This window comes from Streptomyces sp. AP-93, assembly GCF_022808175.1.
Taxonomy (GTDB): domain Bacteria; phylum Actinomycetota; class Actinomycetes; order Streptomycetales; family Streptomycetaceae; genus Streptomyces.
Genome location: NZ_JALGBX010000010.1, coordinates 289,775 through 307,473 on the forward strand (window position 1 = coordinate 289,775; position 17,699 = coordinate 307,473).

19 protein-coding genes are annotated in these 17,699 nt (G+C 72.6%); 9 read left to right on the forward strand and 10 right to left on the reverse strand.

Annotation, left to right across the window (positions count from 1 at the left end; translation table 11 throughout):
• Positions 1-47: 47 nt before the first annotated feature.
• Complete coding sequence (locus tag MTF69_RS19140; protein ID WP_243336110.1) at positions 48-1,625, forward strand: Na+/H+ antiporter; 1,578 nt, start codon at positions 48-50, stop codon at positions 1,623-1,625.
• A gap of 98 nt (positions 1,626-1,723) precedes the next feature.
• Here the strand turns inward: MTF69_RS19140 and MTF69_RS19145 are convergent, their stop codons facing one another.
• From MTF69_RS19145 to MTF69_RS19160, 4 genes are all read right to left on the reverse strand, one after another.
• Positions 1,724-2,638 (reverse strand): 1-aminocyclopropane-1-carboxylate deaminase/D-cysteine desulfhydrase, encoded by a 915-nt coding sequence (locus tag MTF69_RS19145; RefSeq protein ID WP_243336111.1) that lies wholly within the window; start codon positions 2,636-2,638, stop codon positions 1,724-1,726.
• A 76-nt stretch (positions 2,639-2,714) separates the two neighbouring features.
• Positions 2,715-3,305: an N-acetylmuramoyl-L-alanine amidase gene (locus MTF69_RS19150; protein ID WP_243336112.1), complete on the reverse strand. Its 591-nt coding sequence runs from the start codon at positions 3,303-3,305 to the stop codon at positions 2,715-2,717.
• A 92-nt stretch (positions 3,306-3,397) separates the two neighbouring features.
• A complete protein-coding gene (locus MTF69_RS19155) occupies positions 3,398-4,594 on the reverse strand; it encodes a globin domain-containing protein (protein ID WP_243336113.1) in 1,197 nt (398 codons plus the stop codon).
• Positions 4,595-4,770: 176 nt separating this feature from the next.
• Positions 4,771-5,223: an Rrf2 family transcriptional regulator gene (locus MTF69_RS19160; RefSeq protein ID WP_243336114.1), complete on the reverse strand. Its 453-nt coding sequence runs from the start codon at positions 5,221-5,223 to the stop codon at positions 4,771-4,773.
• Positions 5,224-5,446: 223 nt separating this feature from the next.
• Here MTF69_RS19160 and MTF69_RS19165 point away from each other — a divergent pair, with 223 nt between their 5' ends.
• From MTF69_RS19165 to MTF69_RS19185, 5 genes are all read left to right on the forward strand, one after another.
• On the forward strand, positions 5,447-6,853 hold the full coding sequence (locus tag MTF69_RS19165; protein WP_243336115.1) for a family 2B encapsulin nanocompartment shell protein: 1,407 nt from the start codon (positions 5,447-5,449) through the stop codon (positions 6,851-6,853).
• Between the two features lie 107 nt (positions 6,854-6,960).
• Positions 6,961-8,016, forward strand: coding sequence for a family 2 encapsulin nanocompartment cargo protein polyprenyl transferase (locus MTF69_RS19170; RefSeq protein ID WP_243336116.1), 1,056 nt, complete (start codon positions 6,961-6,963; stop codon positions 8,014-8,016).
• Positions 8,017-8,165: 149 nt separating this feature from the next.
• On the forward strand, positions 8,166-8,765 hold the full coding sequence (locus MTF69_RS19175; RefSeq protein WP_243336117.1) for a GNAT family N-acetyltransferase: 600 nt from the start codon (positions 8,166-8,168) through the stop codon (positions 8,763-8,765).
• A 101-nt stretch (positions 8,766-8,866) separates the two neighbouring features.
• On the forward strand, positions 8,867-9,451 hold the full coding sequence (locus MTF69_RS19180; RefSeq protein WP_243336118.1) for a dihydrofolate reductase family protein: 585 nt from the start codon (positions 8,867-8,869) through the stop codon (positions 9,449-9,451).
• Positions 9,452-9,487: 36 nt separating this feature from the next.
• The gene (locus tag MTF69_RS19185; RefSeq protein WP_243336119.1) at positions 9,488-9,721 is read left to right on the forward strand and encodes a hypothetical protein; all 234 of its coding nucleotides are present in this window, start codon (positions 9,488-9,490) and stop codon (positions 9,719-9,721) included.
• Here the strand turns inward: MTF69_RS19185 and snpA are convergent.
• Complete coding sequence (gene snpA, locus MTF69_RS19190) at positions 9,718-10,377, reverse strand: snapalysin (protein ID WP_243336120.1); 660 nt, start codon at positions 10,375-10,377, stop codon at positions 9,718-9,720. The genes MTF69_RS19185 and snpA overlap by 4 nt on opposite strands.
• A gap of 206 nt (positions 10,378-10,583) precedes the next feature.
• Between snpA and MTF69_RS19195 the strand changes: the two genes are divergently transcribed.
• Entirely contained in the window at positions 10,584-11,528 is a 945-nt protein-coding gene (locus MTF69_RS19195) for a LysR family transcriptional regulator (protein WP_243336121.1), read from the forward strand.
• A gap of 19 nt (positions 11,529-11,547) precedes the next feature.
• On the opposite strand, the gene MTF69_RS19200 is transcribed toward MTF69_RS19195, so the two are convergent.
• On the reverse strand, positions 11,548-12,381 hold the full coding sequence (locus tag MTF69_RS19200) for a hypothetical protein (protein WP_279345922.1): 834 nt from the start codon (positions 12,379-12,381) through the stop codon (positions 11,548-11,550).
• A gap of 140 nt (positions 12,382-12,521) precedes the next feature.
• Here MTF69_RS19200 and MTF69_RS19205 point away from each other — a divergent pair, with 140 nt between their 5' ends.
• The gene (locus MTF69_RS19205) at positions 12,522-13,478 is read left to right on the forward strand and encodes a DUF4097 domain-containing protein (protein WP_243336122.1); all 957 of its coding nucleotides are present in this window, start codon (positions 12,522-12,524) and stop codon (positions 13,476-13,478) included.
• Position 13,479: 1 nt separating this feature from the next.
• Entirely contained in the window at positions 13,480-14,391 is a 912-nt protein-coding gene (locus MTF69_RS19210) for a PadR family transcriptional regulator (RefSeq protein WP_243336123.1), read from the forward strand.
• A gap of 85 nt (positions 14,392-14,476) precedes the next feature.
• Here the strand turns inward: MTF69_RS19210 and MTF69_RS19215 are convergent, their stop codons facing one another.
• From MTF69_RS19215 to MTF69_RS19230, 4 genes are all read right to left on the reverse strand, one after another.
• Positions 14,477-15,556, reverse strand: coding sequence for an ALF repeat-containing protein (locus MTF69_RS19215; protein WP_243336124.1), 1,080 nt, complete (start codon positions 15,554-15,556; stop codon positions 14,477-14,479).
• A 103-nt stretch (positions 15,557-15,659) separates the two neighbouring features.
• On the reverse strand, positions 15,660-16,172 hold the full coding sequence (locus MTF69_RS19220; protein ID WP_243336125.1) for a Clp protease N-terminal domain-containing protein: 513 nt from the start codon (positions 16,170-16,172) through the stop codon (positions 15,660-15,662).
• On the reverse strand, positions 16,172-16,381 hold the full coding sequence (locus MTF69_RS19225; protein ID WP_243336126.1) for a helix-turn-helix domain-containing protein: 210 nt from the start codon (positions 16,379-16,381) through the stop codon (positions 16,172-16,174). Before MTF69_RS19225 ends, MTF69_RS19220 begins: the two co-directional genes overlap by 1 nt.
• A gap of 80 nt (positions 16,382-16,461) precedes the next feature.
• On the reverse strand, positions 16,462-17,424 hold the full coding sequence (locus MTF69_RS19230) for a zinc-binding dehydrogenase (protein ID WP_243336127.1): 963 nt from the start codon (positions 17,422-17,424) through the stop codon (positions 16,462-16,464).
• Positions 17,425-17,699: the final 275 nt, after the last annotated feature.

The following is a 17,699-nucleotide window of genomic DNA, read 5'->3' on the forward strand; positions in this document are numbered from 1 at the left end:
AGGTACGGGCGCCCGGGATGCCATGACTCAAGCGAGGATGATCTTCGATGGAGGTATTGCCGCTGGTGGCGCTGGTCGCCGGCTGCGCGGTCGTCGCGGGCCTGGCCCGCCGCACTCCGGTGCCCGCGCCCCTGCTGCTGGTCGCCGCCGGACTGGCCGCGGCCTACGTGCCGGGCGTGCCCGAGTACGGCCTGGACCCGCACATCGTGCTGCCCCTGCTGCTCCCGCCGCTGCTCTACACGGCCGCGGTGGACAGCTCGTACCTGGACCTGCGGGCGAACATCCGGCCCGTCGCACTGCTCTCGGTGGGGTACGTGCTCTTCGCGACCGTCGCCGTCGGGTACGCGGCGTACCTGCTGGTGCCGGGGCTCTCGCTGCCGGTGGCGCTGGTGCTGGGGGCGGTGATCGCCCCGCCCGACGCGGTCGCGGCGACGGCCATCGCCCGCAAGCTCGGGCTGCCGAACCGGATCACGACCATCCTCCAGGGTGAGTCCCTGGTCAACGACGCCACCGCGATCACCGCGTTCAAGGTCGCGCTGGCGGCGGCGGTCGGGGCGAGCGCCGGCTGGACGGACGGGATCCAGGAGTTCCTGCTGGCCTCGGTGGGCGGGGTCGCGGTCGGCCTGCTGCTGATGGTCCCGATCCACGTCCTGCGCACGAAGCTGCGCGAACCGCTCCTGCAGAACACCCTGTCGCTGCTGATCCCCTTCGTGGCCTACGCCGCCGCCGAGCGGGTGCACGCGTCGGGAGTGCTGGCGGTCGTCGTGGTCGCGCTGTACCTCGGGCACCGCAACTGGCAGGTCGACTTCGCGACCCGGCTCCAGGAGGAGGCGGTCTGGAAGATGGTCGCCTTCATCCTCGAATCGGTGGTCTTCGCGCTGATCGGACTCCAGCTGCCCGTGGTGCTCAAGGGGCTGGGGGAGAACGAGGGCGCAGCCGCGGCGGGCTACGCGGTGGTCGTGTTCCTCGTCGTGGTGGCGGCCCGCTTCGCCTGGGTCTTCCCGGCGACGTTCCTGCCGAGGCTCTCGGCGCGGATCCGCGCGCGCGAGCCGGAGACGAGCTGGAAGGCGCCGGTCATCGTGGGATGGGCCGGCATGCGGGGCGTGGTCTCGCTGGCGATCGCCTTCTCCGTACCGGAAGACGTGCCCCACCGGAACCTGATCCTCTTCCTGACCTTCACCACCGTGATCGGCACGCTGGTGGTCCAGGGCCTGACCCTGCCGCCGCTGATCCGGCTGCTGCGGCTGCCGGCCAAGGACACGCACGCCGAGACCCTGGCGGAGGCCCAGGCCCAGAGCGAGGCCTCGCGGGCGGCGGAGGACCGCCTGACGGAGCTTCTGGACTCTCCCGCGAACGCCCTCCCGCCCCCGCTGGCGGACCGGCTGCGCACGGTGCTGGAGCGGCGGCGCAACGCCGTGTGGGAGCGGCTGGGGGAGGTCAACGCGGTGACGGGCGAGTCCGCGGACGAGGTCTACCGCCGCCTGGCGGGGGAGATGATCGCGGCGGAACGCGAGGTGTTCGTCTCCCTGCGCGACGCCCGCCGCATCGACGACGAAATGCTCCGGGCCCTGCTGCGCCGTCTGGACCTGGAGGAGGCGGCGGCATACCGGGAGGAAGCGGGCTGAGCGCGGGGCCGGCGCCCCTGGCTGCGGTCCGGGGCCGCCCGCCGCGGTGGCGGCCCGGTGTGGCCGGTGGGGGCCCCGGCCGCGAGCTGCCTCCCGGGCTACGGGCGGCCCGTGACCACCGCCGCCAGGGTGGTGCCGCGGGGGAAGGCGCCCGCGCGGGTCAGGGCGAGCAGGGCCCAGAGGAGCTTCGCCACGTAGATCCGCTCCACCGGCAGGCCGTGGCGGGACTCGAAGTCCGCCGCGAACTCCGCCAGCTCGGCGGGGACGCGGGCGTAGCCGCCGTGGGCGTAGCCCTCGGCCAGTGACCAGTCGCCCGCCGGACCGCCGAACGCGGCCGTCTGGAGGGAACGTATCTCCGCCTCCAGGAAGCCGCCCCCGACCACCGGGACCCCCACCGCCCGCTGTCCCGCGCCGAGCCCCGCCGCCAGCCCGGCCAGCGTGCCCCCGGTCCCGCAGGCCACGGCGGCCACGTCGCAGACACCGCTCAGCTCGCGGCCCAGCTCGGCGCAGCCGTGCAGTGCGAGCGCGTTGCTGCCGCCCTCCGGGATCACGTAGGCCCCCTCCGCGCCCGCCAGTGCGGGGAGCCCGGCCTTGTCCCGGTAGGCCGACCGGGTCACGAAGTGCAGGCGCATGCCGTCGGCCGCGCACCGGGCCAGCGAGTCGTTCAGCGGCAGCCCCGCGAGCTCGTCCCCCCGTACGATCCCGACGGTCGCCAGCCCCAGCAGCCGGCCGGCCGCGGCGGTGGCCCGGAGGTGGTTGGAGTAGGCCCCGCCGAAGGTCACGAGCTCCGGGTACCCGCCCGCGACCGCGGCCCGGAGATTCGGCGCGAGCTTGCGCCACTTGTTGCCGGGCAGCTCCGGATGCACCAGATCGTCCCGCTTGAGCAGCAGCCGCACCCCCTGCGCGGCGAACCGCTCGTCGCGGACCTCCCGCAACGGCGAGGCCGGGCGGGGTCGCAGGACCAGCTCGGGGTCGGGGGCGGGGGCGGGGTCGGGGTCGGCTGAACGTTCCACCCGCCCATTGTGTGCCGCAGCGGCCCGCTGCGTCGCACGTCAGAGCGGGTCCGCTGCGGACGGCCGTCCCCGGCGGCTACTTCAGGCGTTCCGTGATGCGGTCGCGCATCGAGGCCATCGTGAAGCCCTTCGGGTCGATCTTGCCCGGGCGCCATTCCAGGTGGCCGATGACCGAGCGGGCGGACCAGCCGTGGGCGCGGCACAGGGCGGCCGACGCGCGGGCCATGGCGTCGAGTTGGGGGGCCGGCCAGGGGTCCTCGCCGTCGCCGAGGTTTTCGCACTCGAAGCCGTAGAAGTGGCGGTTGCCGTCGGTGTTCGCGTGCTGGTCGGGCGGGAGGCGCTTCTCGGCGACCACCGCCGCCAGGACGTCGGAGTCGCCCGCGCCGGCGTGGTTCGCGCGGCCGTGGCCGACCAGGTGGACCCGGCCGTCCTTGGTGATCACGCCGTGGCAGAGCGGGCCGGGGAGGTCCGCGTGGCCGTCGCGGCAGAGCTCGACGGTGTACGCGGCCCCGTGCGTGACGGTGTGGTGGAGCATCACCCCGTGCACCGGGCCCCAGGGGCCCTTGTGGTTGCGGTTGTGGGTGCGCCAGTCGCCGACTTCGACGACCGTCAGGCCCTCGGCCCGCAGGGCGCTGAGGAACCGGTCCGCGGACAGGGGTGCGGACATGACCGCCTCCTTGGCTGTGAGTAGTCGAATGATTACCCAACGTTTAATGGAGGTGGTCATTCCGCCGCAAGGGCGCGCACCCGGCGCACGGTTCACGCCGCGGCGAGCCACAGGTCGGGGCCGAAGACCTCGTAGTGGATGTCCGCGGGCGCCACGCCCTTGGCGATGAGCTGCTCGCGCGCCGCCCGCATGAAGGGGAGCGGGCCGCAGAGGTAGGCCTTCGTGCCCGGGGCGACCGGGACGGCGGTGAGGTCGAGGAGGCCCTCGTGGTCGCCCGGCTCAGCGTCGGCCTCGTACCAGAAGTGCGCCGAGCCGTCCGCGAGCTTGCCGGTCAGTTCCCGGTGGCCGGTGCGCAGGGCGTGGTCGGCGGGGGAGCGGTCGGCGTGCAGGACGGTGACCGGGGCCGCGTGCGCGGTGTCGGCCAGGTGCTCCAGCATCGAGAGCATCGGGGTGCAGCCGATGCCGGCCGAGGCGAGGACCACCGGCGAGGTGGAGTCCTGGAGGACCAGGTCGCCGTAGGGGGTGGAGACGCGCAGGGTGTCGCCGGTGGCGACCTCGGCGTGCAGGTGGTTGGAGACCTCGCCGTCGGGGCCGGCGGCGGCCGGGCCGTGGACCCGCTTGACGGTGATCGAGCGGACCGGGGAGCCGGGGGCGCTGGAGAGGCTGTACTGGCGGATCTGGCGGGCGCCGTCGGGCAGTTCGGCCTGGACGGACACGTACTGGCCCGGCTTGAAGCCGGGTGCGGGGGCGCCGTCGGCCGGGGTCAGGTGGAAGGTGGTGCAGTCCGCGGTCTCCTCGACGCGGGCGGCGACCGTCCAGTCGCGCCAGACGTCGCCGGCGAGGACCTGCTGCTCGGCGTAGAGCCGCTCCTCGATGGTGATGAGGGCGTTCGCCATGAGCCAGTAGACCTCGTCCCAGGCCTCCGCGACCTCGGGGGTGACGGCCTCGCCGAGGATCTCCACGATCGCCTCGAAGAGGTGCTTGTGGACGACCGGGTACTGCTCGCGGGTGACGCCGAGGGAGGCGTGCTTGTGGGCGATGCGGTTCAGCATCACGTCGGGGCGGGCCTCGGGGTGCTCGACGAGGTGGGTCGCGAAGGCGGCTATCGAGCCGGCGAGGGCCTGCTTCTGGAGGCCGGCGTTCTGGTTGCCGCGGTTGAAGAGGTCGCGGATCAGCTCGGGGTGGGCCGCGAAGAGCTTTCCGTAGAAGAGCTCCGTGATGTCGCCGATGGCCGCGCCGACGGCGGGCAGGGTGGCTCGTACGGTCGCGGTCGACTTCTCGGAAAGCATCGGTGACTCCTCGGGTCGGGGTGGATCTTAAAAGTGGAATGTGAGATGCGTATTTTTAGGCGGAGGTGCGGGGAGTGTGGGCGTGCGTCAGGGTGCGGACTTGCGTTCGAAGTGTCGGTGAGTCTCAGGCTATGCGGGCCCAGTGCCGGTGCGAACCGGCCATCCGGCCCCCGTCCTCAGGGTCTTCCGGCCCCCGGCGATCCGCCCGAAATGCCCAGCAGGAGTGGCCCGGTCGGGGCTGCGACCAGGTCGTTCACCGTCAGCGGGTCCAGCGAGGCGAAGAAGGCCTCCTGGGCCCGGCGCAGCGCCCCGCGCAGGACGCACGCGCCGCGCAGCGGGCACGGGACGGTGCCGTCGCAGTCCACGACGTCGCCGGCGCCCTCCAGTTCGCGGATCACCCCGCCCACCGAGGCGGTGCGCCCGGCGGGGGTCAGGGTCAGGCCGCCACCGCGTCCGCGGCGGGCTTCGACCAGGCCGAGATGCTGCAGCTTGGCGACCACTTTCGCGGTGTGGGTGTACGGGACCTCCATGGTCGCCGCCACGTCGCGGGTGGTGGGAAGGTTCGCCTCCGCGACGGCCAAGCGCATCAGGACGCGCAGGGCGAGGTCGGTGAATCGGGTCAGCCGCATGGGTCCAGCGTAGAAAACTTGCATCCACCGTGCAAATTTAAACGGCCATCGCGGGGGATGGCCGAAACGGGTGGGGTCCAAGTGCCCCCTGGGGCAGGAGTTGAGCTCAAGAGAGTGCCCAGCCACGGACGGAGTAGTCCCACCCTTTTGTGTAATGGTCCCACCACGTTCCGTGCTGAAAGGATCCTCCCGCAGATTCATGGAGTGATCGAAGGGGAAATTCATGTCGGTCCAGGCAGGTTCCGAATCCGAGACCCAGGCACCGCAGCGCAGTCTGGGAACCACGGCCGCGCGGAACTTGGCAACCACGACCAAGTCCGCGCCGCAGATGCAGGAGATCACCTCGCGGTGGCTCCTGAAGATGCTCCCCTGGGTGTCCGTCCAGGGCGGCACGTACCGGGTCAACCGGCGGCTGAGCTACTCCGTCGGCAATGGCATCGTGGAGTTCATCAAGACCGGCACGCAGGTGCAGGTGATTCCGGCGGAGCTGGGGGAGCTCCCGGTGCTGCGCGACTACGACGACCCCGACGCGCTGGCCGAACTCGCCGCGCGCTGCCACCAGATCGACTTCGAGCCGGGCCAGGAGCTCACCTCCTTCGGCAGTCCCGCCGACAAGGTGTTCCTGCTCGCCCACGGGCGCATCGACCAGATCGGCCCCGGTCCCTACGGTGACGACGCCGTGCTGCAGACCGTCGCCGACGGGGCCTTCTTCGGCGAGGACTCCCTCGTCGACGAGGAGGCCATCTGGGAGTACACCGCCCGCGCCGCCACCGCCGGCACCGTGCTCGTCCTCTCCCGCCAGGACTTCCAGATCCTCGCCGACCGGGTCGACTCGCTGCGGGCGCACGTGGACTCCGTACGGGCGCTGCCGGAGCAGCGCACCAACAAGTACGGCGAGGCCGCGATCGACCTCTCCGCCGGCCACCAGGGCGAGGCCGTGCTGCCGGGCACCTTCGTGGACTACGAGGCCAGGCCGCGCGAGTACGAACTCTCCCTCGCACAAACGGTTCTGCGCGTCCACACCCGCGTCGCCGACCTGTACAACCAGCCGATGAACCAGACCGAGCAGCAGCTGCGGCTCACGGTCGAGGCGCTGCGCGAGCGCCAGGAGCACGAGATGCTCAACAACCGCGACTTCGGCCTCCTGCACAACGCCGACTACGACCAGCGCATCCAGTCCCACGACGGCGCGCCCAGCCCCGACGACATGGACCAGCTGCTCAGCATGCGGCGCGGCTCCAAGTTCTTCCTGGCCCACCCCAAGGCCATCGCCGCCTTCGGGCGCGAGTGCAACAAGCGCGGGCTCTACCCGGAGTCGGTCGAGATCGGCGGGCACCGGGTGCCGGCCTGGCGCGGGGTCCCGATGTTCCCGTCCAACAAGATCCCGATCAGCGACGCCCGTACGACCTCCATCCTCTGCATGCGCACCGGCGAGGACGAGTCGGGCGTGATCGGCCTGCACCAGCCCGGGATCCCGGACGAGATCGAGCCGAGCACCTCGGTGCGGTTCATGGGGATCAGCGAGCAGGCGATCATCTCGTACCTGGTCACCACCTACTTCTCCGCCGCGGTGCTGGTGCCGGACGCGCTCGGCGTCCTGGAGAACGTCGAGATCGCCCGCTGGAGCTGACCCGGCCGGCTCCGGCTCCGGCGCCGGTGCTGGAGCCGGCCCCGGCGCCGGAGCGAAGGGTACGAGGCAGGACTGGACGGGACGGGACGGGACGGAGCGCACACGCCATGTCGACCACTGAGGCGATCACCACCAGCGAGGGGCAGGAAGCCGCCGTCCTGCTGGAGCGGACGAGAGAAACGGTCAACCCGGAACTGCGCCGGACCGTGGAGAGCCTGCCCGGCTCGATGCGGCGCGTGGCGATGTACCACTTCGGCTGGGAGCAGGAGGACGGCACCCCGGCGGCGGGCAGCGCCGGCAAGGCCATCCGGCCCGCCCTGGTGCTCGCCGCCGCGCAGGCCCTGCGCGGGGGCGGAGCGGCCGGGGCGGTCGGGGAGGCCGTACGGCCGGCCGTCGCCGTGGAGCTGGCGCACAACTTCACGCTGCTGCACGACGACGTCATCGACAAGGACGTGCGCAGGCGCGGCCGGCCGACGGCCTGGACGGTCTTCGGTACGCCGGACGCGATCATCACGGGCGACGCCATGATGGCGCTCGCGCTGCGGCTGCTCGCCGAGGACCCGCATCCGGCCTCGGCGGCCGCCTCGGCGCGGCTCGCCGCCTGCATCGTCGAGCTGTGCGCGGGCCAGCAGGCGGACTGCGCCTTCGAGCAGCGCCGGAGCGTCTCCCTCGACGAGTGCCTGACCATGGCGACGGCCAAGACCGGGGCCCTGCTGGGCTGCGCGTGCGCGCTCGGCGCGCTGTACGCGGGGGCCGGCCCGGACGAGGTCGACGCCATGGACGCCTTCGGCCGGGAGGCCGGGCTGGCGTTCCAGCTCATCGACGACCTGATCGGCATCTGGGGGGATCCCGGCCACACCGGAAAACCCGCCGGGGCCGATCTGCTGGCCCGTAAGAAGTCCCTCCCGGTCGTGGCCGCCCTCACCTCGGGCACCGCGGCGGGGGAGGAGCTGGCCGCGCTGTACGCGGGTCCCATGACCGGGGACGACGTGGGCAGGGCGGCCGCCGCGGTGGAGCGGGCCGGCGGGCGGGACTGGGCGCAGGCCCATGCCGCCGACCGGATGGGGCGGGCGGTGCAGCAGCTGTCCCGGGCCGTCCCGGACCTCGGGGCGGCGGGCGGGCTGCTGGCGCTGGCGGAGTTCGTGACGCGGCGCACGAAGTGACCACGTAAGTGACCGCGTAGGGGTGAGGGGGACCCCTGGAGGCCTGTTCCGGCACCGTACGGTGCCGGAACAGGCCTTTCTGCGTCGGTGGGTCAACTCTAGGATCGCTCACGGTGGTTGACGCGTGAGCGAAGTGAAGGGTGTGACCCATGGGGCTGGAGATACGTCAAGCCGGTCAGTCGGACCGCGATGCCGTGGCGCGGCTGCTCGACGAGGCCTTCCGCAGCGATCCGGTGAGCAGCTGGGTGTTCCCGGACCCTGCGCACCGGGCCGCGGTGCACGGGAAGTTCCTGGGCGTCTTCGTGGACGTGGCGCTGGCCGAGGGCCGGATCGACTACGCGGTGGACGGTTCGGCGGCGGCGCTGTGGCTGCGCGTCCCGGCGGGCGACCCGGACGCGGAGCACGTCGAGGACGAGGTCCCGGCGAAGATGCGGGCCGTGGCCGACCCGGACAACGAGCGGTGCGAGCTGGTGGGCCGGCTCACGGGCGCGGTGCACCCGATGGCGGAGGAGCACGAATACCTGCTGATGATCGCGGTCGCCCCGGGGCGACAGGGCGAGGGGCTGGGCACGGAGCTGATCCGGCCGGTGCTGGAGCGCTGCGACCGCGAGGGCGTACCGGCGTACCTGGAGGCGAGCAGCGAGCGCAGCAAGGGGCTGTACGAGCGGCTGGGCTGGCAGTTCACGGGCGAGGCGGTGCGGCTGCCGGACGGGCCGCTGATGTGGCCGATGTGGCGCAAGCCGCAGTGACCGGTCGAGTACCTCGGTAATCCCTTGGAAGACCACTTCGGCTGAAGTACTTTGGTCGACGTGCCTCGATGGGGGTGCACTGTCGAACGGAAGAGAATCGCTTGCGCAAGCTCACGTACTTCGTCGCCGCGTCGGTCGACGGCTTCATCGGGGCCCCGGACGGCGACGCCGATTTCATCTACAGCTACCTCGACCAGGAGTTCATCGATCACCTCAAGGCCGAGTACCCGGAGACCATCTCCACCCCGGGGCGCGTCCAGCTGGGGATCGAGGACGCCGAACCCAGGCACTTCGACACGGTGCTCATGGGGCGCGGTACGTACGAGCCCGGCCTCAAGCAGGGCCTGACCAGCCCGTACGGGCACATGCGCGAGCAGTACGTCGTCTCGCGCTCGCTCACCACCGCGCCGGACCCGGCGGTACGGCTGATCGAAGGCGACCTGGTGGGAGCGGTCCGCAAGCTGAAGGCCGAGGAGGGGCTCGGCATCTGGCTGTGCGGCGGAGCGGACCTCGCGGGGCAGCTGATCGACGAGATCGACGCGTTCGTCGTCAAGACGTACCCGGTCTTCGTCGGCACCGGCATGCCGATGTCGCGCGCCGGATTCGGGGCGCGCCCCCTGGAGCTGACCGGGTTCAAGGCCCTCGGCGGCGGCCAGGTCGTCACCTCGTACGCCGTCAAGCGCTGACCCGCCGAACCGGCGAAACCGGCCTACCGTGGAGGTATGGCCGGTGAACAGCGGGATCAGCAGGCGCACGGGACGGTCGCCCCGCAGGCCGGGCACGACCAGCAGTCGTGCCCGGCCTGCGGGAGCCCCGTCGACACGATGGTCGGACGGCGCAAATCCCTCGGGATCTTCGTCCCGGTGTGGACCCCCGGTCCCTGCCGGAACCGGGAGTGCACGGCGTACGTGCCCGAGGGGGTTCAGCCCGAGGGGTCCCAGCCCGTGGGGTCCTAGCCCTTCGCGTCCAGACCGGACGCGACGAGGCCGTTCGCCCAGAGCTGGTTGACGCGCGAGCGCTCGGCGGAGTTCGGGGTGGCGTTCTGGCAGGAGGTGCCGGGGCCGCCGCCGGACATCAGCTCGCTGCACGGGCCCGAGTAGTGGTCCGGCAGGCCGAGCACGTGACCGGTCTCGTGCGAGGTCACGCGGGTGGAGTTGTACTGCTGGTTCTGCCGGTAGTCGAGGAAGATGTAGCCCCGGCCGTGGCCGTCCGTGCTCGCGTACGAACCGCGCGAGTCGTTGCCCTCGTAGTACGCGAAGTTCCCGCCCGAGGACACCTCCTGCAGTTTGACGTTGACCACCGAGCTGTTCCAGATCTGCGTGGAGCGCGCTATCTGCGTGCGGAAGCTCGGCGCGTTGCGGGTGTTGTAGGTGACGGTCACGGCCGCCAGGCCCGGTGCCGCGGCGCGCTGCTCGGCCACTGAGCGCTGCACGGCCTCGAAGAAGGCGCGGTTGGCGGCCTGGTTCTCCTTCGACTGCTCGTACGCGGCGTACGTGCTCGGGCTGCCGGCGCCGGGGGAGGCCGTGGCGGTCGTGCCCGGGACGACGGCGCCGAGGACGGCGGCAATGCCGAGCCCGACGGCGGACAGGGTGGTCTTGCGGGAGTGGCGCATGTGGGGGACTCCTGCTCATCCGGTGCGGTGGGGGGCCGTTCGGTACCGGAGTCTGCGGGAGCGGGAGGGGCCGGCGGATGATGTCAGCTCCCGATAGCGCCGGGCTATCGGGAGGATTTCGGAAGGCCGACTCCCAAGAGAATGGCGGGATTCGAGGGGATACCGGTTACTGGTGCGGTCGGCTCGGACCGGCCTACTCTCGGGGCATGGAGCTTGAGGTCAGGCACCTGCGCGCCCTGTGCGCCATCGCCGACGCCGGCAGCCTGCACAAGGCCGCCCGGCAGCTCGGCGTGAGCCAGCCCTCTCTGACGACCCAGCTGCGGCGCATCGAACGCGCCCTGGACGGGGAGCTGTTCCTGCGCGAGCGCACCGGGTGCCGGCCGACTCCCTTCGGGCGCGCCGTACTCGGCCGGGCGCGGCCGCTCCTGGCCGAGATGGCCGTCCTCGTCGCGGAGGCCCGGGCGCTGTCCCGGGGGCCCCGGCTGCGGATCGGCTCGACGGCCAGCCGCGCCCTGCCCGGCTGGCTGCGCAGGCTCCACCGGCGGCTGCCCGACACGGAGACCGACCTGATGGTCGACGTGTCCGCCAACGCGCTGCTGCGGATGACGGCCGCGGGCCGGCTCGACGTGGCCTTCGTGCACGAGGTGGAGGGCAGCCCGCTGCGGGTGCCTCCCGGGCTGGAGTTACGGGTGCTGATGGAGCGGGAGCCGCAGTTCGTGTCCATGTCCCGGGACCATCCGGCGGCGGCCCGGTCCGTGGTGGAGCTGCGCGACCTCGCCGCCGACCGGTGGACCGTGGACCCGTCGGTGGACGGGGAGTGGGACGGCCTGCGCCGGGTCCTCGCGGGCGCCGGCCTCGACCCGCCCCTGCTGCACGCCGACTACCACACGGCCGCCTCGCTGATCGTCTCCGGCGAGGCCGTCGCGCCCTGCCAGCCCACCTCCGGAGTGCGCGAGGACATGGCGATCCGGCCGCTCTCGGGCGACCCGCTCGCCGTGCGCCTCCTCCTCGCGACCCGCCCCGGGGTGCACGCGCAGGTGTCCGAGGGGGTGTACGAGGACCTCCGCGCGGCCTACCGCGAAGCGGCGCTGGGGACTCCGCCCTACCGGGCCTGGCTGCGCCGCAACGCGAGCCCGCTGCTGGCGGTCTAGGGCCTGTCGGACCGGGGCCTCAGGCGCGGCGGCGGGCCCGGTCGTAGGCCAGGGCGGCCGCGCCGTGGGTCACCAGGACGGTGCCCGCGGCCAGCCAGCCCGGACTGCGGCGGCGGGCCGCCCACATCATCAGGGGTGCTCCGGCGGCCAGTTGGGCGGCTCCCGCCAGGCGCGCCTTGGGGCCCCGGAGCCACGGGCCCAGGGGGCTGTCCTCGACCACCGCGAGCTCCGCCCGCACCGTGTCGCGCCAGCCCGCCCACTCCACCCGCTCCGCGGCCGGCGCGACCCGGGCCGCTTCCCGCAGCCGGTCGGCCGGTTCGCCCGGGTTCAGGCCCGCCGGCAGCGCCAGCCCCGCGCGGGCCAGCAGCGCGATGACGCCGAGCAGCCGGGATTCGCCGTCGGCCGCCGCGTCGGGGCGGGTGAGGCGCTCCAGTTCCTCCAGGTCCAGGACCGGGTCCAGTCCGAGCCGCGCCGCCAGCGTCCGCATGGCGTCTGTGTCCGGGGCGTACGCGGCGTACGGCTCGCCGTGCGGACGGCCCGCCGCGTCCCACGCGTAGGCCGCGGACCGGCGGAATCCGGAGGACAGGACGAAGCCGGTACGGCCCTCTTCCCACCACAGGCTCAGCACCGGCCAGTTGGAGCTCAGCGCGACCGCCGCACCCCAGCCCGCCAGGACTTCGGCCACGGATTCCGCGCCGCCGATCCAGGGCTTGGCCTCGGGTACCAGCACGCTCCACTCGCCGGCGGGGGCCAGCAGCAGGCGCTCGCGCAGGATGTGCGCGGCGGGTCGGGCGGCGAGGGGATCGGCGCGGCAGAGGAGGAGTCCGCCCGCCGTGGTCTGGGAGATCGACATGCCCACACGCTAAGCCAAACCGGCCCAAAGTGATGATTTTGGATCATCCCGACTCGCTTGACTTCCCGCAACCGCGATATATCGTGTTGGTCAGAAGACGCGATATGTTGCGTGCACGTACGCCGAGGAGGGTCAGCACCATGGCAGAGGCAGAGGCAGCGCAGAATCCGCAGAATCCGCCGAAGATATGGTCGGTCGCCGAACCGCAGAAGCTCACCTTCGAGGAGCCGGTGGCCGAGGTCCGCGTCCGGGTGGTCGGCGGCACGGTCAACGTCGTCGCCGCCGATGAGGGCCCGGCCCGCCTGGAGGTGTCCGAGGTCGACGGCCCGCCCCTGCACGTGGTGCAGGACGGCGGCATCCTGACCGTCTCCTACGAGGACCTCCCCTGGAACGGATCGCAGGGGTTCAAGGAGTGGTTCGAGGCCAAGCCCTGGAAGGCCTGGTCCTCCGGCGGCTTCGGCCGCAAGGCCTGGGAGCGCAGCGCGACCGTGACCCTCACCGTCCCGGCCGCCGCCCATGTCCAGCTGGCCAGGGTCGGCGCCACCGTCTTCGTCTCCGGCATCGAGGGCGGCACCGAAATCCACGGGGTCTCCGGCGAGACCACGCTCGTCGGCCTCTCCGGCAAGGTCAAGGCGCACACGGTCTCCGGCGGGGTCGAGGCCCAGTCCGTGACCGGCGAGCTCGGCTTCCACTCCGTGTCCGGCGGCCTGACGGTCGTCGACGGCGCCGTGGGCAGCGTACGGGCCGACTCGGTCAGCGGGGACATGCTGATCGATCTGGCCCTCGACGACCGGCCCGAGCCGCGTCCGGTCGACATCTCCCTCACCTCCGTGTCCGGGCAGGTCGCCATCCGCCTCCCGCACCCGGCCGACGCCCGAGTCGAGGCCAACACCGCCACCGGCGGCGTCTCCAACGCCTTCGAGGACCTGCAGGTCTCCGGCCAGCTGGGCGCCAAGCGGATCACCGGCACCCTGGGTGCGGGCGCCGGCACGCTGCGCGCCACCACCGTCTCCGGTTCCATCGCGCTGCTGCGCCGCCCGGCCGCAGACCCGGCCGCCCCGGCCGCCCCCCTCGCGCTCGACAAGAAGGTGCTCTGACATGCCGCCCGTCTTCGCCCACGGCCGCCTCCGCCTCTACCTCCTCAAGCTGCTCGACGAGGCCCCGCGCCACGGGTACGAGGTGATCCGTCTGCTGGAGGAGCGTTTCCAGGGGCTGTACGCGCCCTCCGCGGGCACGGTGTACCCGCGCCTGGCCAAGCTGGAGACCGAGGGCCTGGTCACGCACGCGACCGAAGGCGGGCGCAAGGTGTACTCGATCACCGACGCGGGCCGCGCCGAACTGGCCGACCGCGGCGGCGAACTGGCCGACCTGGAGCTGGAGATCCGCGACTCGGTCTCCGAGCTGGCCGCCGAGATCCGCGCGGACGTGAGCGGCGCGGCGGGCGACCTGCGGCGCGAACTGCGGGCCGCGGCCAGCGCGTCGGCCACGCAGGTGGAGGGCGAGTCCTGGACGGCCGCCAAGGAGGAGTTCCGCAAGGCGAAGGCCGAGTGGAAGGAACAGGCGCGCCGGGCGAAGGACGAGAGCCGCCGGGCCCGTGAGGAGGCCCAGCAGGCCCGCCGTCAGGCCAAGGAGGCGCAGGAGCGGGCCCGCGAGGAGGTCCAGCGCATCGCAGGCCAGCTGCAGGAGCAGTTCGCGAAGTCGGGCGGAGTCCTGGGCAGCCTGGCGGGAGCCTGGCTCGGCGGCTCCGCCCCGACGACGGCCCCCACCGCGCCCACGACGCCCACGACGCCCACCGCGCCGTCGTCCGCTGCCGACGCGGACTGGGCACGGGACGTAGCGACGACGGGGGACCCGGCCCGCGACCTGGACCGGCTGCTGGACCGCTTCCGCGACGACATCCGCGACGCGGCCCGCGACCGGGGCGTCACCGACGACCAGCTGGCGCAGGCCCGTACCCACCTGGCGGACGCGGCCGCCCGCATCGCCTCGGCCCTCGGCCCGCAGGGCTAGGCCGTCTCTTTCGGATCTTGCCTGGCCCGTCTCGTTCGAATCCTCGCCGCGGCCGACCCCTGTACGGCCGCGGCGAGGATCCGGGTCAGCGCCCGGAAGCCGCGCGACGCATCCGTGCGGCGAGCAGGAGCCCCCCGCCGGCGACGAGTGCGGCGCCCGCGCCGCCCGCGATCCAGCCGGTGTCACCGGCACCGGTCGCGGCGAGGGGGCCGCTGCCGCCGCCCTGGGGGGTGACGGCGGTGTTCCCGGAGCCGGTCCCGGTCCCGGCGCCGGAAGACCCGGGGGCGGGAGTGGGGGTGGGCGTGGGGGTGGTCTGGTCCGGCTGCTTCCCCTCCTCCTTCTCCTTCTCCTTCTCCTTGTCCTCCTGGGCCTTCTTGTCCTTGGCGCGCGCCTCGTGCTGGCCCGTCTTCAGGAATTCGACGCGGTCGGCGGGAGTGCCGTTGAGCGCAGCGAGGCCTGCCTTGACCAGTTCCGGGCCGCCGCCGTCGATGATCTGAGCGATCGCGATCCGGTTGTCCTGGTCGCGCAGATGGTGCTGGCCCGTCTTCAGGAACTCGACGCGGTCGGCGGGGGTGCCCTTGAGCGCCTTCTTGGCGCCTTCCTTCAGATGGGGGCCGGCGCCGTTGATCAGCCTGGCGATGGCGACCTTGTTGTCGTCGTCGCGCAGCTCGTGCTGGGTGACCTCGTAGAAGTGGCGCAGCTTCGCCAGGTTCGAACCGTCGTTGCTGAGGACCGCTTTGATGCCTTCCTTCAGGCCCGGGCCGGCACCGTTCAGGAGGCGGAGGATCAGGATCCGGTAGTCGTCGATGCGGATCGAGTGCTGGTCGGTCTCGATGAACTTGCGCATGGCCGCAGGGCCGGCGGCGATGGCCTTGCGGCCCGCTTCCTTCATGTGCTCGCTGGCCATCGGGTCGGCGATGATCGCGAGGATCGTCTTGCGGTCCCGCTCGGCCTGACTCTCGTCCGGCTGGTCGGCCGGAGGCTGGACCACCGGGGGCTGCTCGGCCGGCGGCTGCACCGCCGCGGGCTGGTCGGGCGCGGTCGGAGCCGTGGGACTGACGGGCGCAGTGGATTCTTCGCCGGTGGCGAAGGCCGGGGACGACAGGAGCACGGCTGGGGCGAGCGCGGCAACGGTGACCGCCGCGGCGATCCGGGACAACTTCACGGCAAAACCCCCAGTGGAGAATGTTCTTTCGCAGTGCAGGACTCGTCGGCCGCACAGATGGTTGTACGCCGCATCGAAGAACCTGGGGGAGCGTGACCGCTTCTCAGTTCGCCAGGGCCGCCTCGACTCCCGCGTAGGTGACCCCGTGGTCGTTAAGGACCTCGGCGGGCGTGCCGGGGCGGGAGAGGAGGGAGAGGAGCAGGTGGAGGGTGGAGATGTGGCGGTCCTTGCGGCCCAGGGCGATGCGCAGGGACTGCTCCAGGACCTTCTTGGCGCCCGGGGTGAAGCGGGTGCGGCCGAAGCGGCTCCGGGGGGCCGGGTCCGACAGGGCGCCCTCGCCGTGGGTCTCCTCGATGCGGGAGACGATCTCCGTGAGGTCGATGCCGAGGCCCGCGAGGGCTTCCTCGTCCGCCTTGGACATCCCGCCCCGGCGGCGGGCCGCCGCCAGGTCGGCGGAGATCGCGGCCCGGTCGACGCCCAAGGGGTCGAGGGTGCCCAGCGCGAGCAGCGCGAGGAGCAGGTGCTCCTCGCCGACCCGCTGTGCCCCGGTCCGCTCGGCCTCGGCGACCGCGCCCGTCACGGTGGAGCGGGCGTCCTGGGTGAAGCGTTCGAACATCAGAGCCTCCCGTGCTTCTTGTGTACGGCCTGCCGGCTGACGCCCAGCTCGGCCGCGATCTCCTGCCAGGACCAGCCCTGCGCGCGGGCCCCGCGTACCTGTACGGCCTCCAGTTGCTCCAGCAGTCTCCGGAGGGCGGCCACGGCACGCAGGCCCACGCGCGGGTCACGGTCACCGGCGCGCTCGGCCAGATCGGTAGCTTCCGTCATGGGTGTCAATGTAGGTTGACGCACGGGAGGGTGTCAACCCACATTGACACGTGTGGTGGTGTCGGAGGCTTCGGCGTGGGCTAGACGGTGAGGACGACCTTGCCGAAGAGGTCGCCCGACTCCAGCTTCGCGAAGCCCTCGCGGGCCCGGTCCAGGGGCAGCGTCTCGTCGATCACGGGGCGCACCCCGGTCGCCGCGCAGAAGGACAGCAGGTCCTCCAGCTCGTCCTTCGAGCCCATCGTCGAGCCGACCACCTTGAGCTCCAGGAAGAAGATCCGGGTCAGCTCGGCGTGTGCCGGGCGGTCCCCGCTCGTGGCGCCCGAGATGACCAGGGTGCCGCCGGGGCGCAGGGACTTGACCGAGTGCGACCAGGTGGCGGCGCCGACCGTCTCGATGACGGCGTCGACCCGCTGGGGGAGCCGCGCGCCGGGCTCGTAGGCCTCTACGGCGCCCAGTTCGACCGCGCGCTTGCGCTTGGCCTCGTCACGGCTGGTCGCGAAGACCCGCAGGCCGGCGGCCTTGCCGAGGACGATGGCGGCGGTGGCGACGCCGCCGCCGGCGCCCTGGACCAGGACCGAGTCGCCGGGGCGGACGCCGGCGTTGGTGAAGAGCATCCGGTACGCGGTGAGCCAGGCGGTGGGCAGGCAGGCGGCCTCTTCGAAAGAGAGCTCGGCGGGCTTGCGCAGGACGTTCCAGGCGGGGACGGTGACCTGCTCGGCGAAGGTTCCCTGGTAGCGCTCGGTCAGGATCGAGCGGGGCTCGTCGGGGCCGACTCCGTGGCCGCTCTGGCCGATCACGGAGTGCAGGACGACCTCGTTGCCGTCCTGGTCGATCCCGGCGGCGTCACAGCCGAGGATCATGGGGAGCTTGTCTTCGGCGAGGCCGACTCCGCGCAGCGACCACAGGTCGTGGTGGTTGAGGGAGGCGGCCTTGACGTTCACGGTCACCCAGCCGGGGCGGGTCTCCGGGGCCGGGCGGTCGCCCAGCACGAGGCCGTTCAGGGGCTGGTCACGGTCGATTCGGGCAGCGTAGGCAGCGAACATGGCCGCGAGGCTACCGCCCGGTAGTCCTGGGATCCAGAGCGTGCCCGGCCCGGCACTGGGGATCTGGGCCCTGCCCCGGGCGGGCGGCGGCGGTGCCGCTCCCTGTGGGCGGGCCCTGCGGGGCATGTCCCCTACCCGCCCTTCCACCGTTCCCCGGGGCTCTGCCCCGGACCCGTTGCCGCGTGCGGCGCCGTTCCCGGGGGGTGTCTCTATGTCCTTCGTCAAGGACGTGGTGCCGGGTATCGGGCTGTTTTGGGTGGTCATGCGGCGAGGGT